Annotated in this window: 17 protein-coding genes; 11 read left to right on the top strand and 6 right to left on the bottom strand. The window is 67.2% G+C overall.

Annotated features, from left to right (window positions below; genetic code table 11):
- Positions 1–16 precede the first annotated feature (16 nt).
- Complete coding sequence (locus ACFVTM_RS14195) at positions 17–793, bottom strand: hypothetical protein (protein WP_390204116.1); 777 nt, start codon at positions 791–793, stop codon at positions 17–19.
- Positions 794–984: 191 nt separating this feature from the next.
- Here ACFVTM_RS14195 and ACFVTM_RS14190 point away from each other — a divergent pair, with 191 nt between their 5' ends.
- Positions 985–1,857 carry a universal stress protein gene (locus ACFVTM_RS14190; protein WP_390204115.1) on the top strand — a complete coding sequence of 291 codons (873 nt, stop codon included), beginning with the start codon at positions 985–987 and terminating at the stop codon, positions 1,855–1,857.
- 12 nt (positions 1,858–1,869) lie between these two features.
- Here ACFVTM_RS14190 and ACFVTM_RS14185 read toward each other — a convergent pair whose 3' ends face one another.
- The 4 genes from ACFVTM_RS14185 to rarD form a co-directional block, all read right to left on the bottom strand.
- Entirely contained in the window at positions 1,870–2,754 is an 885-nt protein-coding gene (locus ACFVTM_RS14185; RefSeq protein ID WP_390204114.1) for a class I SAM-dependent methyltransferase, read from the bottom strand.
- Positions 2,751–4,283 (bottom strand): putative bifunctional diguanylate cyclase/phosphodiesterase, encoded by a 1,533-nt coding sequence (locus ACFVTM_RS14180; protein WP_390204113.1) that lies wholly within the window; start codon positions 4,281–4,283, stop codon positions 2,751–2,753. The genes ACFVTM_RS14185 and ACFVTM_RS14180 overlap by 4 nt, the downstream gene beginning before the upstream one ends.
- The gene (locus ACFVTM_RS14175) at positions 4,270–4,674 is read right to left on the bottom strand and encodes an STAS/SEC14 domain-containing protein (protein WP_390204112.1); all 405 of its coding nucleotides are present in this window, start codon (positions 4,672–4,674) and stop codon (positions 4,270–4,272) included. The genes ACFVTM_RS14180 and ACFVTM_RS14175 overlap by 14 nt, the downstream gene beginning before the upstream one ends.
- A 93-nt stretch (positions 4,675–4,767) precedes the next feature.
- Entirely contained in the window at positions 4,768–5,838 is a 1,071-nt protein-coding gene (gene rarD / locus ACFVTM_RS14170) for an EamA family transporter RarD (protein ID WP_390204111.1), read from the bottom strand.
- 78 nt (positions 5,839–5,916) lie between these two features.
- Between rarD and ACFVTM_RS14165 the strand changes: the two genes are divergently transcribed.
- The 10 genes from ACFVTM_RS14165 to ACFVTM_RS14120 all read left to right on the top strand — a co-directional run bounded on the left by ACFVTM_RS14165 (position 5,917) and on the right by ACFVTM_RS14120 (position 16,434).
- Positions 5,917–7,353: an FAD-dependent oxidoreductase gene (locus ACFVTM_RS14165; protein WP_390204110.1), complete on the top strand. Its 1,437-nt coding sequence runs from the start codon at positions 5,917–5,919 to the stop codon at positions 7,351–7,353.
- Between the two features lie 77 nt (positions 7,354–7,430).
- Positions 7,431–8,201 carry an ion transporter gene (locus ACFVTM_RS14160; RefSeq protein ID WP_390204108.1) on the top strand — a complete coding sequence of 257 codons (771 nt, stop codon included), beginning with the start codon at positions 7,431–7,433 and terminating at the stop codon, positions 8,199–8,201.
- Between the two features lie 252 nt (positions 8,202–8,453).
- Positions 8,454–8,846, top strand: a complete 393-nt coding sequence (locus tag ACFVTM_RS14155; RefSeq protein ID WP_390204107.1) for a hypothetical protein — start codon at positions 8,454–8,456, stop codon at positions 8,844–8,846.
- A complete protein-coding gene (locus ACFVTM_RS14150; protein ID WP_390204306.1) occupies positions 8,744–9,904 on the top strand; it encodes an amidase in 1,161 nt (386 codons plus the stop codon). Before ACFVTM_RS14155 ends, ACFVTM_RS14150 begins: the two co-directional genes overlap by 103 nt.
- A 33-nt stretch (positions 9,905–9,937) precedes the next feature.
- The gene (locus ACFVTM_RS14145; protein WP_390204106.1) at positions 9,938–10,228 is read left to right on the top strand and encodes a hypothetical protein; all 291 of its coding nucleotides are present in this window, start codon (positions 9,938–9,940) and stop codon (positions 10,226–10,228) included.
- A 112-nt stretch (positions 10,229–10,340) separates the two neighbouring features.
- Positions 10,341–11,720: a GAF domain-containing protein gene (locus ACFVTM_RS14140; protein ID WP_390204105.1), complete on the top strand. Its 1,380-nt coding sequence runs from the start codon at positions 10,341–10,343 to the stop codon at positions 11,718–11,720.
- A gap of 147 nt (positions 11,721–11,867) precedes the next feature.
- Entirely contained in the window at positions 11,868–13,391 is a 1,524-nt protein-coding gene (locus tag ACFVTM_RS14135) for an aldehyde dehydrogenase family protein (RefSeq protein ID WP_390204104.1), read from the top strand.
- 123 nt (positions 13,392–13,514) lie between these two features.
- Positions 13,515–13,922, top strand: coding sequence for a DUF779 domain-containing protein (locus tag ACFVTM_RS14130; RefSeq protein WP_390204103.1), 408 nt, complete (start codon positions 13,515–13,517; stop codon positions 13,920–13,922).
- A 151-nt stretch (positions 13,923–14,073) separates the two neighbouring features.
- The gene (locus ACFVTM_RS14125; protein ID WP_390204102.1) at positions 14,074–15,654 is read left to right on the top strand and encodes an amino acid permease; all 1,581 of its coding nucleotides are present in this window, start codon (positions 14,074–14,076) and stop codon (positions 15,652–15,654) included.
- Between the two features lie 174 nt (positions 15,655–15,828).
- Positions 15,829–16,434, top strand: a complete 606-nt coding sequence (locus ACFVTM_RS14120; RefSeq protein ID WP_390204101.1) for a TetR/AcrR family transcriptional regulator — start codon at positions 15,829–15,831, stop codon at positions 16,432–16,434.
- A 26-nt stretch (positions 16,435–16,460) separates the two neighbouring features.
- On the opposite strand, the gene ACFVTM_RS14115 is transcribed toward ACFVTM_RS14120, so the two are convergent.
- A complete protein-coding gene (locus tag ACFVTM_RS14115; RefSeq protein WP_390204100.1) occupies positions 16,461–17,096 on the bottom strand; it encodes a DUF2461 domain-containing protein in 636 nt (211 codons plus the stop codon).
- Positions 17,097–17,410: the final 314 nt, after the last annotated feature.

The following is a 17,410-nucleotide window of genomic DNA, read 5'->3' as shown; positions in this document are numbered from 1 at the left end:
CCGCTGTTTCCAGGCGCTACTTCCAGGCCGACGAGTCCAGCTGGATCGCCACCACATACAGGTGCTGGCCCTGTTCGATCTTTTCCACCTCATTAATGCGAACCTTCGTCTCCGGGACCGTGCTCATCGGACGGCCGACGCCGATTCCGTAGCTCAGGACGCCCTCGAAGTCCCCGGCCGGCGCGTAGCTGGTGAGTGCGTGGTACCCGATTGCCGGTGGCGGCGCGCTGGTCACGGTGCTGGCCGTGCCGTCCGCGGTGTGCGACTGGGCTCCCCGGAATGTCACCTCCAGGATGGTTCCCGTGCCGGGCATCGGGATGGGCAGGCCGCTGCCGTCGGCGACGAGTTCGGGGACCACTTCGACGTCGTAGCTGGGGAATCCGCCGGAGAACCGGAAACTGAGCTGGTCATACGGCGGGGCGTCCGAGGGGTGCTGGCCCGCGCCGATGGCATACAAGGCAGGCAGTGGGGCAGCCGGCGGAGGCGCGATCGGCACAGGGTTCTGGTGGTCCGTGTGGATCGGGGTCGTCGGCCCGGGCACCGACCAGTCGTGGGTGACCGTTGAGGAAATCACCTTGTCGCCGGGTTGCGGGGGTGCCGTTTCATCAGCGTCGCCGGTCGACGACGGCGTCGGGCTCGCCGTCGGGCTGGCGGTGGCGGACGGGGACGGCGGCTGGCTGCTGGCCGGGGGTTGCGGGGCCGGCGGCGTGCAGGCGGTCAGGACCAGCAGGAGCGCCAGGGTGCCCAGCCCCGCTGTCCGCGACCCGGTCCTGCGTCTGCGGATGGCGTTCATGGTTGTCTCCCCTCGACCATCCCAGCGTAGGCCCGGAAGATTGTGCTGCTCAGGGCCATTAGTCACCACCTTTTGGACGGGCGCTGGACTAGAGTCATCCCTATCCACTGCAGGAACGCAGACCGGCCGACGTCGCCCGGAACCCCCGGGGCGCAGCTGGCATCTGCCACAGACCCATAAGGGGTTCACACATGCGATACGTAGTTGGCTATACCCCCACCGAACGCGGCGCGGACGCGGTTGCTTTGGCGTCGGCGATGGCCCGGGCGCAGGGAGCGCATCTTGACCTGGTCTATGTGGTGGACCGGCACACGCCCTACGTGGCGATGAACCCGGAAGGAAACCGGGTCAGCGCCGCAGAGCAGCAGGTCCTCTCCGCGGAGCGCCAGGGAATGGAGCTGGTCCCGGAGGGACTGGAGGCACACTTCCATGTCCGCCAGGCGGAATCGTTCGCAGCTGGCCTGATCGATGCCGCCCTTGAGTACAGGGCTGGCTTGATTGTGGTGGGTGCCGCAAGCAACGGCCTGTTTAAGCGCCATACCGTGGGTAACGTGGCCAACGCCCTCCTGCACGCCGCACCGGTTCCGGTAGCACTGGCGCCGCGCGGCTACCGCCGGACCGAAGCCGTCACGCGCATGACCCTCGCCGTGGGCCAGCGCGCCGGAGCAGAGGCGGCGATCGACGTCGCGATCGAATCTGCCGCGCGCCGCGGGGTGCCGCTTCGGCTGGTCTCGCTCGTGGAACTGGACGTGGAGGGGGACGGCGGGGAAAACGTCAACGCTGCCCACATCCACGCCAACACCGTCCTGGCCGCCGCCGCGCACCGCCTGCCGGAGGGGCACCCCGTCAGTGTCGAGGTGGCCCACGGGCGCACAATCGAGGAAGCAATCGATGACCTGGAATGGGACGACGGCGAGGTCATGATCGTGGGGTCCTCCCGCCTGGCGGAGAAGTACAAGCTGTTCATCGGCAGCACGGCCTTTAAGGTGCTGCGGGCCCTCCCCGTTCCGATGGTCGTGGTCCCGCGCGACTACCAGCAAGTCGATACCTTCCCGGCAGTCTAATTCCCGGAGGTTTTAAGGCCGCGGGGCCAGGACCGCCCAGTACGCCGGAATGCTGCCGGGCGGTCCGTCGGGTTCCATCGGCACAGTCCGCAGGACGGTGGGGCCCTCGGCGATGAGGGTCCAGCGGTCCGCGGGGAACACGCGCGAGCGTTGCACGGCACCGAAATGGCCCGGTTTCGGCAGGGCAGAAATGGCCTGGCGGAGCGGTCCCGGGATCTGCCCGCCCGTGGCGCCCAGGCCCCGCAAGTAACTCAGCGCGCTGCCCGGGACATTCGTCTCGACGAGGTAGACCCGTCCCCGGGCGCCGAGGAGGGCTTCGATGGAGCCCGCCAGGCGTGCCTGCCGTCGCCGGCTCAGGACGTGGAACACGCCGCGGACAAATACATTGGCGTCCCCGAGTTCGCGGGCCAGCCCTGCCGCTGCGACCGGCTGCGTGGCATCCAGGCTCCGGAAACTGAGGCCGGGGACGTCCGGCTGCGCGGATTGCGCTGCCGCCACGGCCCCGGGGGAGACATCGAAACCCAGGACCGAGGGGAAGACTTCGGTGAGCCGCCGGGTGATGGCGCCGTTCCCGCAGCCGAGATCGATCACGGGAAGGCTGGTGTTCATCGTGCCGGCCATCGTCTGCAGGTGGTGCCGGACCTCTTCGTTCCCGGCGCCGGGCGCCGCATCCCAGATGATCGCTTCCGTGAGGGACCCCTGCGACACGCCGCGCCAGAAGGCATCCCAGCGCCGGTCCGGGCGCCGCGGACGGTGCAGGGACAAGGCGGCGACCCTGGCTGCGAGCCGGATGGTGTCCGCCACCGCGCCCATGCCCTGTCTGCGCATGCGCGTTGTCTGCGTGGCCGTCTTGTGCGTGGCCGTCTTCTGCGTGCCAGCCGAGTCGGGTCCGCTCACGCGACGGCGCCGTCTTGGTGCGCCAGCAGGGCCGTCATGTCCGCGACGGGCAGCGGACGGCTGAAGAAGTATCCCTGGCCGAATTCGCAGTTCAGTTGCCGGAGCCGGTTCGCCTGCTCCCTGTCCTCGATGCCCTCGGCGACGGCGGCGAGGCCGGCCGAATGGATCAGCTGCAGAATGGCCGCGACGAATGTCTCCTGTTGCCGGTCTGTGGTCAGGCCGTCGAGCAGGGACTTGTCGATCTTGGCCTGCGTGACGGGGAGCGTGCGCAGGTAGCTGATGGACGAATAGCCGGTGCCGAAGTCGTCAATTTCGATCCGGACGCCGAGGTCATTGAGCGACTGCATGGTGGCGGCCACCTCCGGACCGCCGCGCATGATCGCGGTTTCGGTGATTTCGATGGAGACGTGGCGGGGTTCGACGCCGTGCCGGGCCAGCAGGGTTTCGACGTAGGGGGCCAGATCGACGTGGTGCAGGTCCGCCGGTGAGAGATTGATATGCGTGCTGAAATCCGCCGGAAGGCCCGGTTCTGACTTCCAGCGGCCGGTCTGTGCGATGGCGTTCCGCAGCACCCAGTGGCCGATTTCGACGGTTAGCCCGGCCTCGTCGGCGGCGTCGAGGAAGGTGTCCGGCGCCAGCAGGCCCAACACGGGGTGCCGCCAGCGGATCAGCGCCTCGGTGCCGGCAATGGCTCCGGTGCGCAGATCCATGATGGGCTGGTATTCCAGTTCGAGCTGGTCCGTCGCGAGCGCCGTCCGCAGTTCCGCCGCCTGGTGGACCCGCTGCTTGGCGGTCTCGTGCATCGCCGCGGAAAACACCAGAAGGGTGTCGCGGCCGCGTTTCTTGGCCTCGTGCATGGCGATGTCGGCATCGCGGATGAGCTCCTCGCTGCGCAGGCCAGGTTCCCCCAGCCGGACACCGGTGCCGGCCGTGAGGGCGACCGCGACGCCGCCGGCGACGATTCTGTCCTTCAGCGATTCGCCGAGCCGGGCCGCGATCTGCAGCACGGCCTCCGGATCCTGGTCCGCCACGAGTACGGCGAACTCATCGCCGCTCAGGCGTGCGATCAGGTGTCCGGGCCCGGCCGCCGCGCTCAGCCGCAGGGCCGCCTCCCGCAACACGGCGTCCCCCGCGTCGTGGCCGAGGCTGTCGTTGACGAGCCGGAACGAATCGAGGTCCAGCAGGATGAGTGCCGGCTGGTGTCCGGTGCCGGCCCCGGCAACAGCCTCGGCCACTTTTTCCTGCAGCAGCGAGCGGCTGGCCAGGCCGGTCAGTTCATCGGTGTTGATGACGCGCCGGAGTTCGGCCTTGGCCGCCTCCAGCAGCGCTGTCCGTTCGGCGACCCGGACTTCCAGGTCCTCGTACATGCTTTGGAGTTCTTCGGCCAGCAGGTTGATGCCGGTCGTTACGGCGTCGATGCCGTCCCGTGCCGGCGACACCGGCAGGCGGTTCGACAGATCGCCCGAGGACAGTACGACGATGCCGTCCACGAGTTCCTCGAGGCGGCGGTCATCATCATTCCCCGTCATGGCCCTGTGAAGTCAGCCAGCGGACCGCCTCATCGCCGTTGGTGAAAAAGCGTGTCGGAACCGGCGCCGAATTGACGCCCAGGAAGAAGTTGGCCAGAACTCGGTCCACGGCGGACGAGCCAAGGAGCGCGATTGCCGAGGCGTCGCAGCGCTTGGCGAACACGGCCCGGGCGGCCCGGCTGACGGACTGCGTGGTGGCCATGTCGATCAGCAGCGGCGTGGGCCGGCCGCCGCACAGTTCATTGACCCGATCCATGGCCAGCTGGGCGTTGGGGGCATCAATCACCACGCCCCGCGCCCACTCGAGGCGCAAGATGCCGCTGCTGTCGAAGTCCAGGGACGAGATATCCCGCCCGCCCGGAGTTTCACGATCCTCTACTGGCACCAGCAATCCTCAATTTCGCCCCAACGTGTCCATTCATGATGACACTAGTGCACGGCGGGCGTGGTGTGCAGGACGCCGGCCGGAGGACTTGAGTACTGGCTACGCGGCCGCGCGGGCCAGTTTCCGGGTGACGGAGTTCTTCCGGGCAGTGTGCAGCATGTCCACGGTCAACACCAGCAGAGCCAGCCAGACCACGCCGAAGCCGATCCAGCGGTCCAGCGTCATCGTTTCTTTGAACACGACCAGGGCCACGATGAACTGCAGGACGGGTGCGAAGTACTGCAGCAGGCCGATCGTGGTCATCGGAAGCCGGCGGGCGGAGGCGCCGAAGAACAGCAGCGGCACGGCGGTGATGACGCCCGACGCCACCAGGAGCCAGAAATGCCCGGCACCGTTGGAGGCCAGGCTTGCCGCCCCGCTGACCGCGAGGAAGATCATGGTGGCCGCGGCCACCGGCGCCAGCACGATCGTCTCCACGGTGAGGCTGGTGATCGCGTCCGCGCGCGGGCCAACACGTTTCTTGACGAATCCGTACAGGCCGAAGCTGAACGCCAGCGTGAGGGCGATCCAGGGGAGCTTGCCGTAGGAGACCGTCAGCACGCCGACGGCAATGAAACCGATGCCGACGGCGGCCCACTGCAGCGGCCGCAGCTTCTCCTTCAGGACAAAGACCCCCAGCAGCACCGAGACCAGCGGGTTGATGAAGTAGCCCAGGGAGGCCTCGACGGCCTGGCCGGTGGTCACGCCGTAGGTATACGTCAGCCAGTTCACCGCGATCAGCGCCGCGGCGATGGCCAGCGGGCCGATCACCGTGCGGTTCCGGAACGCGGCGCCGAGCACCCGCCAGGACCTGGTGACGGTGATCAGCAGGGTGCAGAAAATCAGTGACCAGACCACCCGGTTGGCCACGATTTCGACCGCGCCGGCTGGATGCAGAACATAGAAGTACAGGGGCAGCAGCCCCCAGAGCCCGTAGGCGCCGATGCCGAACAGGATCCCCGCCGTCGTGTCCTTGTCTACCTGTGCCGGTCCCGCCAGACGGGCGGGGCCTGCGGCAACGGCAGGGGCGGGCGGCGCCGTCAGCGGGGCGGGGGAGGAGGATCCTTCGGGATTAGGCACAAGACCAATAACACCATCTGCGCTCCGCCTATTCCTGCCAATTGGGCGCATGCGAGCCGGCGACATTTAGAATAGGGGCCTGTGCGCTGTATCTACTGGCGCTGTCCCTAAGAGTCAGAAGGGCTCCCGGTGTCCAACTCGGCCGAATCCACATCCACCCGTCCCCTCCGCGTCGCGATTGTTGGCGCCGGTCCGGCCGGCGTCTACGCCGCGGACATCCTGACGAAGTCCAATGAGGTCAAAGACGGCGACTTCCAGGTCAGCATCGATCTCTTCGAGGCCTACCCGGCCCCGTACGGCCTGATCCGCTACGGCGTGGCTCCCGACCATCCGCGGATCAAGGGGATCGTCAACGCGCTGCACAAGGTCCTGGACCGCGGCGATATCCGGTTCCTCGGCAACGTCACTTACGGCCGGGACCTGACGCTGCATGACTTCCGTGCCTTCTACGACGCCGTCATCTTCTCCACCGGAGCCATCAAGGACGCGGACCTGGACATCCCCGGGATCGGCCTGGAAGGTTCCTTCGGCGGGGCAGACTTCGTCTCCTGGTACGACGGCCACCCGGACGTGCCGCGGGACTGGCCGCTGGAGGCCAAGGAGATTGCCGTGATCGGCAACGGCAATGTGGCCCTGGACGTGGCCCGCATGCTGGTCAAGCACGCCGATGAACTCCTGGTCACCGAGATCCCGGACAACGTCTACCGGGCGCTGAAGGATTCGCCGGTCACCGACGTCCATGTCTTTGGCCGCCGCGGCCCGGCGCAGGTGAAGTTCACGCCGCTGGAGCTGCGCGAACTCAGCCACGCCAAGGACGTGGACATCGTCCTGTATCCGGAGGACTTCGAGTTCGACGAGGCCTCCGACGAGGCCATCCGCAGCAACAACCAGATCCGGACCATGGTCAACACCCTGACGAACTGGCTCGTCGAGGAGCACGCCGAGGCTGAGGAACCGTCCTCGCGGAGGCTGCACCTGCACTTCCTGCACAGCCCGGTGGAGGTGTACGACGACGCCGCGAACCCCGGCAAGGTCGCGGGCATCAAGTTCGAACGCATGCAGCTGGACGGCACCGGAAACGTCAAGGGCAGCGGGGAGTTCCTCGACTACCCGGTCCAGGCGGTCTACCGTGCGATCGGCTACCACGGCTCGCCGCTGGATGAGCTGGAATACGATGCCCGCCGCGGGGTTGTCCCCAACGAAGGCGGCCGGGTCCTGGACGCCGAGGGCAACCCCGTCCCCGGGATCTACGCCACGGGCTGGATCAAGCGCGGGCCCGTCGGGCTGATCGGGCACACCAAGGGCGACGCCCTGGAGACCATCGGCTTCCTCCTGGAGGACCGGCTGACCCTGCCGCCGGCGCAGAACCCGGACCCGCAGGCCATCATCGACCTGCTGGAAGAGCGCGGCATCGAATACACCACGTGGGAAGGGTGGATCAAGCTCGATGCCCACGAGCTCGCCCTCGGCGCCGAGTGGTCCGCGGCGGAGCCCGCCAACGGGGTCGAACGGGAGCGCATCAAGGTGGTGCCGCGCGAGGACATGATCGAGATTTCCCGCGGCTAGGCATGTCTGGTCATTCCGCGGTGTGATGGCTGGAAAAAAGTGTCGGCACGCAGCTGCCTGCGTGCCAGAATCCTCCCATGACCAAGGAACGCAGTGAACTGAAGAGCACCGGATACGAGATCTTCATCGGTATCCTCTCGATCCTGTCGATCGTCAATCTCGTGCTCCTGTATGTCGTGCGGGACGCGGCGCTCGACACCGTGCTCTCCGTGATGAACGCCATCTTCAGCGTGATTTTCCTCGCCGACTTCCTTTACCGGATTGTCACCGCGCCCTCGGCGGGTGCCTATTTCTTCAAGCACTTCGGCTGGGCCGATCTGTTGGCCAGCGTGCCCGTTGCCCAATTCAAGATCCTGCGGATCTTCCGGCTGATCCGGGTGTACCGCCTGCTCCGCGAGGTAGGCGTCCACACGATCGTCCGGGCGCTGATCAAGGACCGGGCCGGCAGCTCCCTGTACGTACTGCTGCTCATGGGCATTTTGGTCCTGGAATTCGGCAGCCTCACGATGCTCCGCGTCGAGCAATACGCCCCAGGGGCAAATATCACGAGCGCCTCGGACGCCATCTGGTACACGATTGTCACGATCTCGACCGTTGGATACGGTGACCAATATCCGGTCACGGATATGGGCCGTTTCATCGGGTCAGGCATCATCGTCCTCGGTGTCGGCATCTTCGGCACGTTTACCGGATACCTGGCCAACTTCTTCCTGGCTCCCAAGACTCCCGCACCTCCCGTCGAAGCGGCCGATACTGATACCGCGACGGTCGAGGGGCTCCGCCTCCGCCTGGAGGCATCCGAAGCCAAGCTCACCGAAATCAGAAAGCTGCTCGTCGAGCCAACCTAGTGGTCGAACCAGCCCAGCGAGCGCCTGCACAAGTCGCCGGTCCGGATCCTGCCGCGGCGGGGGTCCCTTTGGCACCTGCGGGGCCCTCGAAGGGATCTGGCAGGCCTGTCCCCGCGCCGCGCCCGGACGTAGAATCTTCACGCACGAATCTTCACGGACACCGGCGGCCGCGGCGGGCACCAGACCGCCCTAATTCGGTGTTTCCATATCGCGCTGATAGTCCCGCCCTGCTAATCCCTTCGGGAGGTTGCCGTGGACGAACAACTCCGCTGGATGGATGCCACCGAGCAGGCCGACCTGGTCCGCTCCGGCCAGGTCAGCGCCGCAGAACTCCTCGCCGAGGCGCGGGAGCGCATCAGGGAATTCAACCCCGCGGTGAACGCAGTGATCGCCGAGCTGGACGGCACCTCCCCGGTTGCCAGCACTCCGGACGATGCCACGGAAGCCCTTGCCGCCGATGAACTCCCGTTTCCCGGCGTGCCGTTCCTCGTCAAGGACCTTGCGCTGGAAATCGCCGGGACTCCGTTCTCCGAAGGCTCCCGCTGGCTCGCCGGCTCTCACAGCACGACCAGGAGCTCGCGCGGCGCTTCCGCCGGGCCGGGCTGGCCATCATCGGCAAGACCAACACCTGCGAGTTCGGCCTGAGCCCGCACTGCGAACCGCTGCTGCACGGAGCCACGCGCAACCCCTGGGACCTGTCCCTGTCCACGAGCGGATCGAGCGGCGGGTCGGCCGCCGCCGTGGCCGCCGGGATCGTCCCGATGGCCCACGGCAACGACTTCGGCGGGTCACTGCGCTATCCGGCGGCGTGGTGCGGGCTGTTCGCCCTCAAACCGACCCGGGGACGGGTGCCGCTGGGCCCGGAATACGGTGACGTCGTGGGCGGCCTCGCCACCGAATTCGCCCTGACCCGAACGGTGCGCGACGCCGCGGCGCTGCTGGACGCCGTCGCCGGCCCGGCCCGCGGGGACCCCTACTGGGCACCGCCGCAGCTGCGCCCGTACGTGGCCGAAACCGCGGCACCGCCGGGACGGTTGAGGATCGCCGCCACGGCCACGCCCAACAGCGGCCGGACGGTCCATCCCGACTACCTTCGTGCCTTCGATGCCACAGTGGACTTGCTCGGCAGCCTCGGACACGACGTCGAAGAGGCCCACCCCGAACCCCTGGACCAGGCAGGACACAGGGCCATCCGTGCGGTCTACGCCGCCGCAGCCGCCTGGATCGAGGGGTACTGGACGCGGCGGTTGGGCCGGGGACCGGATCCTGGCGAGATCGAACCGCATACGGAGGTCCTGTTCGGGCGCGGCCGGAAGGTCAGTGCCGGAGACTACCTGCAGGGCGTGGAGGAACTGCAGCGGTTCAGCCGCCGGGCAGCCGGCTTCTTCCGGGGCTACGACCTCTGGCTGACGCCGACGGTGGGCTGGCCGCCTTTGCCGCTGGGCACCCTGACGCCGACGGCGGAGGACCCCGTCCGCGGGGAACGGGAGGCCGGCCGCTTCCTGATGTTCGACGGCGAGTATGCCAACATCACGGGCAACCCGGCCATGTCCGTCCCCCTGGGCACCGATTCGGCAGGGCTTCCCGTGGGGATGTCCTTCCTTGCCGGATTCGGGACCGAACCGACCCTCTTCCGGCTCGCCGCCCAGCTTGAACAGGCCAGGCCGTGGGCCGGACGGCATCCGGCGGTTCCTGTGCACTGAAATCCCGCAGCGCAGTCGATGTGAAGGAGACCGATGATGTATCTGGGAATGTACAGTTTCCGCGGCGACCCTGCAGAGCTTCTCGCCGGCCACGACCGCATGCTGGCCCTCCTTCCGGCGGGCCAGCTGGACCTGCACCTGTGCGTGCAGACGGAGGACGGCATCGCCGTCCTGGACACCTGCCCGAACCGGGAGGTCTTTGACCGTTTCAGCAGCGGGCGGGAATTCCAGGAGCTGCTCACGGCCGCCGGCCTGCCGCACCCCGACATCCGGCACCTGGGCGAGGTCAAGAGCTACGTCCTGCCGCCGGGTGCCAGCGCCTGAGCCACCCTCAGGCTGTGCGGGCCGGTACGTTTCCAAACTCCCCGCACGGAACTAGACTGGGCCGGACGAGGCGGCCTTCGGCACGTCGTCGAGCCCGTCCGGTGGGAGTTCAATGAGGAATCTGGTCCATCCGGCAGCACTGTTACCGCCAGCAGGCGGGGTCACAGCAGCGCTGCGGCAGCAGCATGCCAGCGCCGGGCACGAGGAACTGGACTCGCGGGGACTCGTTTCCCCCGAGGACCTCCAACTGCCCGGACTCAGCAGCCTGATCCAGGAGTCGTGGCGCCGGTCCGCGCAACTGCGCGCGAACCCGGACCACCCCGAGGCGCCGCTGGCCCTGGACCGCGGAGAACTCGAAGAATACCGCCGCCAGCACCCGCTGGCCGCCATCATGCCGGTGATCCATAAGCTGCTGGTCCTGCCGAGCCATGACAGCGGCATGCTGGTGGCGGTGGGGGACGAGGTCGGCAGGCTGCTCTGGGTCGAAGGCGACGCGGAACTGCAGCGCCGGGCGGAAGGGATGATGTTCGTCCCCGGCGCCGACTGGTCCGAGGCGACAGTCGGCACCAGCGCCCCCGGCACCGCGCTGGCCCTCGGCCGGGGAATCCAGATCTCCGGCGCGGAGCACTACAAACGCTCGGTGCATCCGTGGAGCTGCACGGCAGTGCCCTTCCACGATCCCGATTCAGGCGCCCTGCTGGGCGTCGTGGACATCACCGGAACCGAGTCGGCCGTGGCCCCGCACACGCTGTCGCTCGTTGAGGCCACGGTCGCAGCGGCCCAGGCCCATCTGCGCGTGGAGCGGTTGCAGCTGGCCGCGGCCCGCCAGTCCGCGCCGTCCCGGCGGCGCAGCCCGGCGGCCAAACCGTCCGGGGCGCCGGCCGGCAACAGCCTGTACCGCGACAGCCTCCAGCTGCTCGGCCGCGATCAGGCCCTGCTCAGCATTGACGGGCGCACCGTGGCCCTGTCAGCCCGGCACAGCGAGATTCTGGCCCTGCTCAGCACCCACCCCGCCGGGCTGAATGCCGAGGAACTCAGCGCCCTCCTCTACCCGGGGGAGGCCTCCACCATGACGCTGCGCGCGGAGATGGTGCGGCTGCGCAAGGTACTCCAGCAGCTCAACCCCGGCGCCGTCCCGGAATCACGCCCCTACCGCCTGCCGCTGGACCTGGTTCCCGACGCCGGACAGGTCCTGGACTGCCTGCAGCGCGGCGCCCACCGGATAGCGCTGGAAATCTACCGCGGCGCCGTGCTGCCCCGCTCCGAGGCGCCCGGCATCGTGGAGCTGCGGGCCAGGGTCTCCGCGCTGATGCGTGAGGCCCTGCTGACCGACGGCAGCGCCGAATCGCTCCTGAAGTACGCGAGGCTGCCCGAGGCAAAGGACGACGTGGAGGTCCGGATCGCCGCGCTGAAGCTGCTGGCGCCCCGCTCGCCCAAGCGCGCCGCCGTCGTCGCCGATCTGGAACGGCTGGACAGGGAACTGGGCGCCTGACCCCGGTGCTGGAGGCCGGGGATGCCCGGCGGTGACCTGGCTCACTTCGGTTGCAACCTGATTGCAACCTTTGCGCGCCTACGCTGGGTGCAACGGGGGCCGGAAGCGCCTTGTTGCCCCCCATCTTGCACAGCAAAGGAGCTAGCAATGACTGTTTACGCCCAGCCCGGTACCGAGGGCTCGAAGGTCATCTTCAAGGACCGCTACGAAAACTGGATCGGCGGCGAATGGGTTGCCCCGGTCAAGGGACAGTACTTCGAGAACATCACCCCGGTGACCGGCAAGGCGTTCTGCGAGGTGGCCCGCGGCACCGCCGAGGACATCGAGCTGGCGCTGGACGCCGCCCACAAGGTTGCACCGTCCTGGGGCAAGACCTCCGTGGCCGAGCGCGCCGCGATCCTGAACAAGATCGCCGACCGGATCGATGAGAACACCGAGATGCTCGCCGTCGCCGAGTCCTGGGACAACGGCAAGCCGATCCGCGAAACCCTCAACGCCGATATTCCGCTCGCCGCCGACCACTTCCGCTACTTCGCCTCCGCCGTGCGCGCCCAGGAGGGCCGGCTGTCCCAGCTCGACGACGACACCACCGCCTACCACTACCACGAGCCCCTCGGCGTCGTGGGCCAGATCATCCCCTGGAACTTCCCGATCCTCATGGCCGTCTGGAAGCTCGCCCCGGCCCTCGCCGCCGGCAACGCCGTCGTCCTCAAGCCGGCCGAGCAGACGCCGTCCTCGATCCTGGTGCTGATGGAACTCATCGGCGACCTCCTGCCCGCCGGCGTGGTCAACGTCGTCAACGGCTTCGGCGTCGAGGCCGGCAAGCCGCTGGCCTCCAGCTCCCGGATCCGCAAGATCGCGTTCACCGGTGAAACCACCACTGGCCGCCTGATCAGCCAGTACGCCAGCCAGAACCTGATCCCGGTCACCCTGGAACTCGGCGGCAAGAGCCCGAACATCTTCTTCAACGACGTCGCCGACACCAACGACGCGTTCTACGACAAGGCCCAGGAGGGCTTCACGCTCTTCGCCTTCAACCAGGGCGAGGTCTGCACCTGCCCGTCCCGCGCCCTGGTCCAGGACGGCATCTACGACTCCTTCATGGCCGACGCCATCGCGCGGGTGGAGAAGATCATCCAGGGCAACCCGCTGGACACCGAGACGCAGCTCGGCGCCCAGGCCTCCAACGACCAGCTGGAGAAGATCCTCTCCTACATCGACATCGGCAAGCAGGAAGGCGCCAAGCTGCTCACTGGCGGCGCGCGCGCCGAACTGCCCGGTGACCTGGCCGGCGGCTACTACGTGCAGCCCACCGTGTTCGAGGGCCACAACAAGATGCGGATCTTCCAGGAGGAGATCTTCGGCCCCGTGGTGTCCGTGACCCGCTTCAGCGACTACAACGACGCCATGGGAATCGCCAACGACACCCTCTACGGCCTCGGCGCCGGCGTCTGGTCCCGCAACGGCAACGTCGCCTACCGCGCCGGCCGCGAGATCCAGGCCGGCCGCGTGTGGGTCAACAACTACCACGCCTACCCGGCCGGCGCCGCGTTCGGCGGGTACAAGTCCTCCGGCATCGGCCGCGAGAACCACTCGATGATGCTGGACCACTACCAGCAGACCAAGAACCTCCTGGTCAGCTACAACGAGAACAAGCTCGGCTTCTTCTAAGCCGCATTGACCCGGGCGGGGCGGATCGGCAGTGATCCGCCCCGCCCGCACCATTTTCCGCACGCACAAGTTTTCCGCCCGCACCAGTTTCCGCCCGCACCAGTTTCCGAGGGAGCACTTCCCATGTCCCAGGCCAGGCTCGACGCCGCCATCACCCGCACCGGCGAGGACTTCTCCCGCGTGGCGCTCACCCCCGAGGCCGTTGAGCTGCTGCGCAAGCTGTGGGCACAGCACGGTCCACTGATGTTCCATCAGTCCGGCGGCTGCTGCGACGGCTCCTCGCCGATGTGCTATCCGGCAGGGGAGTTCATCACGGGGGACTCCGACGTCAAGCTGGGCCTGTTCGACATCTCCGACCGGCTGCAGCCCCAGCCGCTGGAATTCTGGATGTCGCGGGAGCAGTTCAACTACTGGAGCCACACCCACCTGACTGTCGATGTCGTTGCGGGCCGGGGGAGCGGATTCTCGGTGGAAGCGCCGGAAGGCAAGCGATTCCTGATCCGCTCGACGCTGATGGACTGGCCCGTCTGAGGCCCGGCGGATGTACGCCGGAGGCACGTCCGCGGCCGCTCCCGCTCACTGAAGCGTCTCACTATGTGGGACAAATCTGGCCGTCCAGTGGATGGACACTACGATAGATAGGTCTGTTTCCAAACCTGATATCGAGATTGCGGACTTTCCTATGAATCTTTTCCGGACCAAATCCATCGAGCAGTCCATGTCTGACGCCGATGAACCCGGACGCAAGCTGAAGCGCTCGCTCAGCACGTGGGACCTCATGATCATGGGGGTCGCCGTTGCCGTGGGCGCCGGGATCTTCTCGGTCGGCGCCAAGGCCGCCGCGAATTTCGCCGGCCCGGCCGTGACCATCTCCTTCCTGATCGCCGCCGTCACCTGCGCGCTCGCCATCATGTGCTACGCCGAGTTCGCGACGGCCATCCCGGTGGCAGGCTCCGCCTACGTCTTCACGTATGCCACCATGGGCGAGATCCTCGCGTGGATCATCGGCTGGAACCTGATCCTCGAACTCTTCACGGCCGGCGCCGTGATCGCGAAGTACTGGGGCATCTACCTCAGCAAGGTCTTTGCGCTCATGGGCGTGGACATACCGCCGTCGATCTCCCTGGGCGGCGTCGACCTCTACTGGGGCGCTTTCCTGATCGTCGCGATCTTCACTGTGCTGCTGGTCCTGGGGACCAAGCTCTCCGCCCGCGTGGGCAACATCTTCACGCTCATCAAGATTGCCGTGGTCCTCTTCGTGATCGTCGTCGGCTTCACGTACATGAAGGTCGGGAACTATACCCCGTTCGTTCCGGCGTCCGAGCCTACCGGAGGCACCGGGACCGCGGATGTCCTGAAGCAGTCCTTCTTTGGCTTCCTGACAGGTGCGGCCCCTGCCCAGTACGGAACCCTTGGAATCTTCGCCGGCGCCGCCCTGGTCTTCTTCGCCTTCATCGGCTTCGACGTCGTCGCCACCTCGGCCGAAGAGGTCAAGAACCCGCAGAAGACGCTGCCCCGCGGCATCTTCGGCGGCCTGGCGATCGTCACGGTGCTGTACATCCTGGTGTCGCTGGCGCTGACCGGCATGGTGTCCTACACGCAGCTGGCTGAGGCCAAGAACCCGACGCTCACCACCGCGTTCGAGGCTGTCGGCAATACCGACGCCGCCAAGGTCATCGCCTTTGGCTCCCTTGTGGGCCTCACCACCGTCATCATGGTGCTGCTCATGGGCCTGTCCCGCGTGGTCCTCGCCATGAGCCGCGACGGACTGCTCCCGCGTTCCCTGTCCAAGACCAGCACGGTGCGTGCGACGCCGGCCCGCCTGCAGATCATCTGCGGCGCCGCCGTGGCCCTCGTGGCCGGGCTGACGAATGTGGACCTGCTGGAGGAAATGATCAACATTGGCACGCTGTCCGCCTTCGTGATGGTGAGCCTGGGCATCCTGGTGCTCCGCAAGAAGCGCCCGGACCTGAAGCCGGCCTTCCGCGTTCCGTTCGGCAAGGTGCTCCCGGTCCTCTCGGCAGTGCTCTGCCTGTACCTCATGACCAACCTCGCCGTGGAAACCTGGATCTTCTTCGCGATCTGGCTGGTCATCGGCATCGCGATCTACTTCGCCTACGGCCAGCGCCACTCCCGGCTGAACGAAAAGTTCGCGGAAGCCCGGGCCTCTGTGAACGGCCCTGGCCAGGAAAGCGCCGTCAATGCGGCCGGACCGGCTGCCGGGGACGCTGCCGGGGACGACGAGCACGCGCTCACCCGCTGACCGCGTTTACCAATTCCTGACCGGCCAATGACCGGCCACGCAAATCGAGGTCGCCGGAACCGTGCGAAATCGCTGGAAATTTCCGGCGGGCTGGCACGGTACCGGCGATTTCGGCGTTGTGGGCACGGTTCCGGCGACTTCGGCGTTGTGCTGACGGCTCCCTAAGATGGAGGCATGGCCCGCCCAGCACGACCGGAACGCAAATCAGAGCTGTTGTCCGCGATTCTCGATTACCTCATGGACAAGTCGCTGGCGGAGCTCACGTTCCGGAGCCTCGCCGACGGGCTGGGCGTCAGCAGCTACGTTCTGGTGTACCACTTCGGCCACCGGGAACAGCTGATCAACGAGATCATCCGCGGCATCGAATCCCGGCTGGACAGCATCCGTGCCACGGACGTCCGGGAAATTGACAGGGACGCGTGGCGGGCCTTCCTCCTCGAGTCCTGGCAGTGGACCATGGCGCAGCGCAACCGGCACCTGGCCCGGCTTGAATTCGAGGCGACAGCGCAGGACGTGGTGGCGGCGGTACCGCGCGGCACCGCCCAGGAACACTTCCGGATGCTGCACGAGAAGTCCCGGGACTGGCTCGTCATCCAGGGCATCCAGCCGGAGTTTGCCGACACCGACGCCCGCCTGTTCACCGCCGCGTTCTATGGGCTGCAGTTCGACTTCGTCGTCAACAACCAGCCCGAGGAAGCCAGCGAGGCCTTTGAGCTGATGATGCTGGTCTTCTTCAACAACCTCGACAGGCGCCTGGCCACCGACGGGCAGCACATCTGATTCTGAGGGGACGGCACAACCGATTCTCAGGGAGCGGCGTAGCGGCCCTCCCACTCCACGAGGGGACGCAATTCCTCCCAGCGCTGTGCCACTTCCTCCACCGCACCGGGTCCGGCAAGCCAGTCCGGCTGGCCCACGTTGACCCCGGCCGTGAGTGATTTGTGCTTGAGCAGCTCTGCCCTGGGGTGGTCCTTGTCGAAGCCCCGCGGCACCGTCTTGAGGCGTTCGCCCTCCACCGCGAAGCCTGCTGCCTCGACCTTGCGCACGATCTCCTGCAGGGCCTCACCGCTGGCGGGGTCGTCCACCGCGCCGCGAAAGCGTGCCAGCTGGGCCGGAGTGTAGGTATGGCAGCCGCCGCCGATGAGGAGGCCGTCGGCGCTGAGCTGGATGTAGAAGCCCAAGCCTTCGTCCCGTGCGGCGAAGGCTCCCTGGGCGGTCTTGTAGGGCGACTTGTCCGGCGAGAACCGGACATCCCGGTTGGGGCGAAAGATCTTGGCCGGCCCGAAGCGTGGCTCCAGCTCGGCCAGCAGTTGGGTGAGCGGGCCTTTCACCGCGGCGTCGTAGACCGGCTTGTGCTCCAGCCACCAGTCGCGGTTGTTGTTCTGTTCAAGATCGGCGTAAAACCGGAAAGCGTCATCCGGAATGCCTGCAAATGCGGTCATGCCCAAATCCTACGGATCCTCTGTCCGCGGAGGCGAGGGGCACGCACACGCATGTGGATAACGCACAACGCCCCGCCACGGAGGTCCGTGGCGGGGCGTTCACCGTCGAGGTGACAGCGTAAGCCGAGGTGACAGCGTAAGCCGAGGTGCCAGCGCAAGTCGAGGTGACAGCGCAAGCCGAGTCAACAGGGATTAGACCTTGTTGGCGGCCTCTGCGTCGGACTCGACCTGGCCGGCACCGAGGTTGGCGCGCAGCTTGGCGCCGAAATCGGCGTCGACGTTGGTCCAGTACGCGATGGCGCGTTCCTTGATGT

It is taken from the genome of Arthrobacter sp. NPDC058130 (assembly GCF_042884475.1).
Classification (GTDB): Bacteria; Actinomycetota; Actinomycetes; order Actinomycetales; family Micrococcaceae; genus Arthrobacter.
The sequence above is the reverse complement of the archived record's forward strand: the minus strand, read 5'-3'. Positions and strand labels throughout refer to the sequence as shown.

Coding starts and splice junctions, on each gene's coding strand:
- ACFVTM_RS14195 (WP_390204116.1), bottom strand. CDS start 793: ATGAACGCCATCCGCAGACGCAGGACCGGGTCGCGGACAGCGGGGCTG.
- ACFVTM_RS14190 (WP_390204115.1), top strand. CDS start 985: ATGCGATACGTAGTTGGCTATACCCCCACCGAACGCGGCGCGGACGCG.
- ACFVTM_RS14180 (WP_390204113.1), bottom strand. CDS start 4,283: ATGACGGGGAATGATGATGACCGCCGCCTCGAGGAACTCGTGGACGGC.
- rarD (WP_390204111.1), bottom strand. CDS start 5,838: ATGCGCCCAATTGGCAGGAATAGGCGGAGCGCAGATGGTGTTATTGGT.
- ACFVTM_RS14160 (WP_390204108.1), top strand. CDS start 7,431: ATGACCAAGGAACGCAGTGAACTGAAGAGCACCGGATACGAGATCTTC.
- ACFVTM_RS14145 (WP_390204106.1), top strand. CDS start 9,938: ATGATGTATCTGGGAATGTACAGTTTCCGCGGCGACCCTGCAGAGCTT.
- ACFVTM_RS14140 (WP_390204105.1), top strand. CDS start 10,341: ATGAGGAATCTGGTCCATCCGGCAGCACTGTTACCGCCAGCAGGCGGG.
- ACFVTM_RS14135 (WP_390204104.1), top strand. CDS start 11,868: ATGACTGTTTACGCCCAGCCCGGTACCGAGGGCTCGAAGGTCATCTTC.
- ACFVTM_RS14130 (WP_390204103.1), top strand. CDS start 13,515: ATGTCCCAGGCCAGGCTCGACGCCGCCATCACCCGCACCGGCGAGGAC.
- ACFVTM_RS14125 (WP_390204102.1), top strand. CDS start 14,074: ATGAATCTTTTCCGGACCAAATCCATCGAGCAGTCCATGTCTGACGCC.
- ACFVTM_RS14120 (WP_390204101.1), top strand. CDS start 15,829: ATGGCCCGCCCAGCACGACCGGAACGCAAATCAGAGCTGTTGTCCGCG.
- ACFVTM_RS14115 (WP_390204100.1), bottom strand. CDS start 17,096: ATGACCGCATTTGCAGGCATTCCGGATGACGCTTTCCGGTTTTACGCC.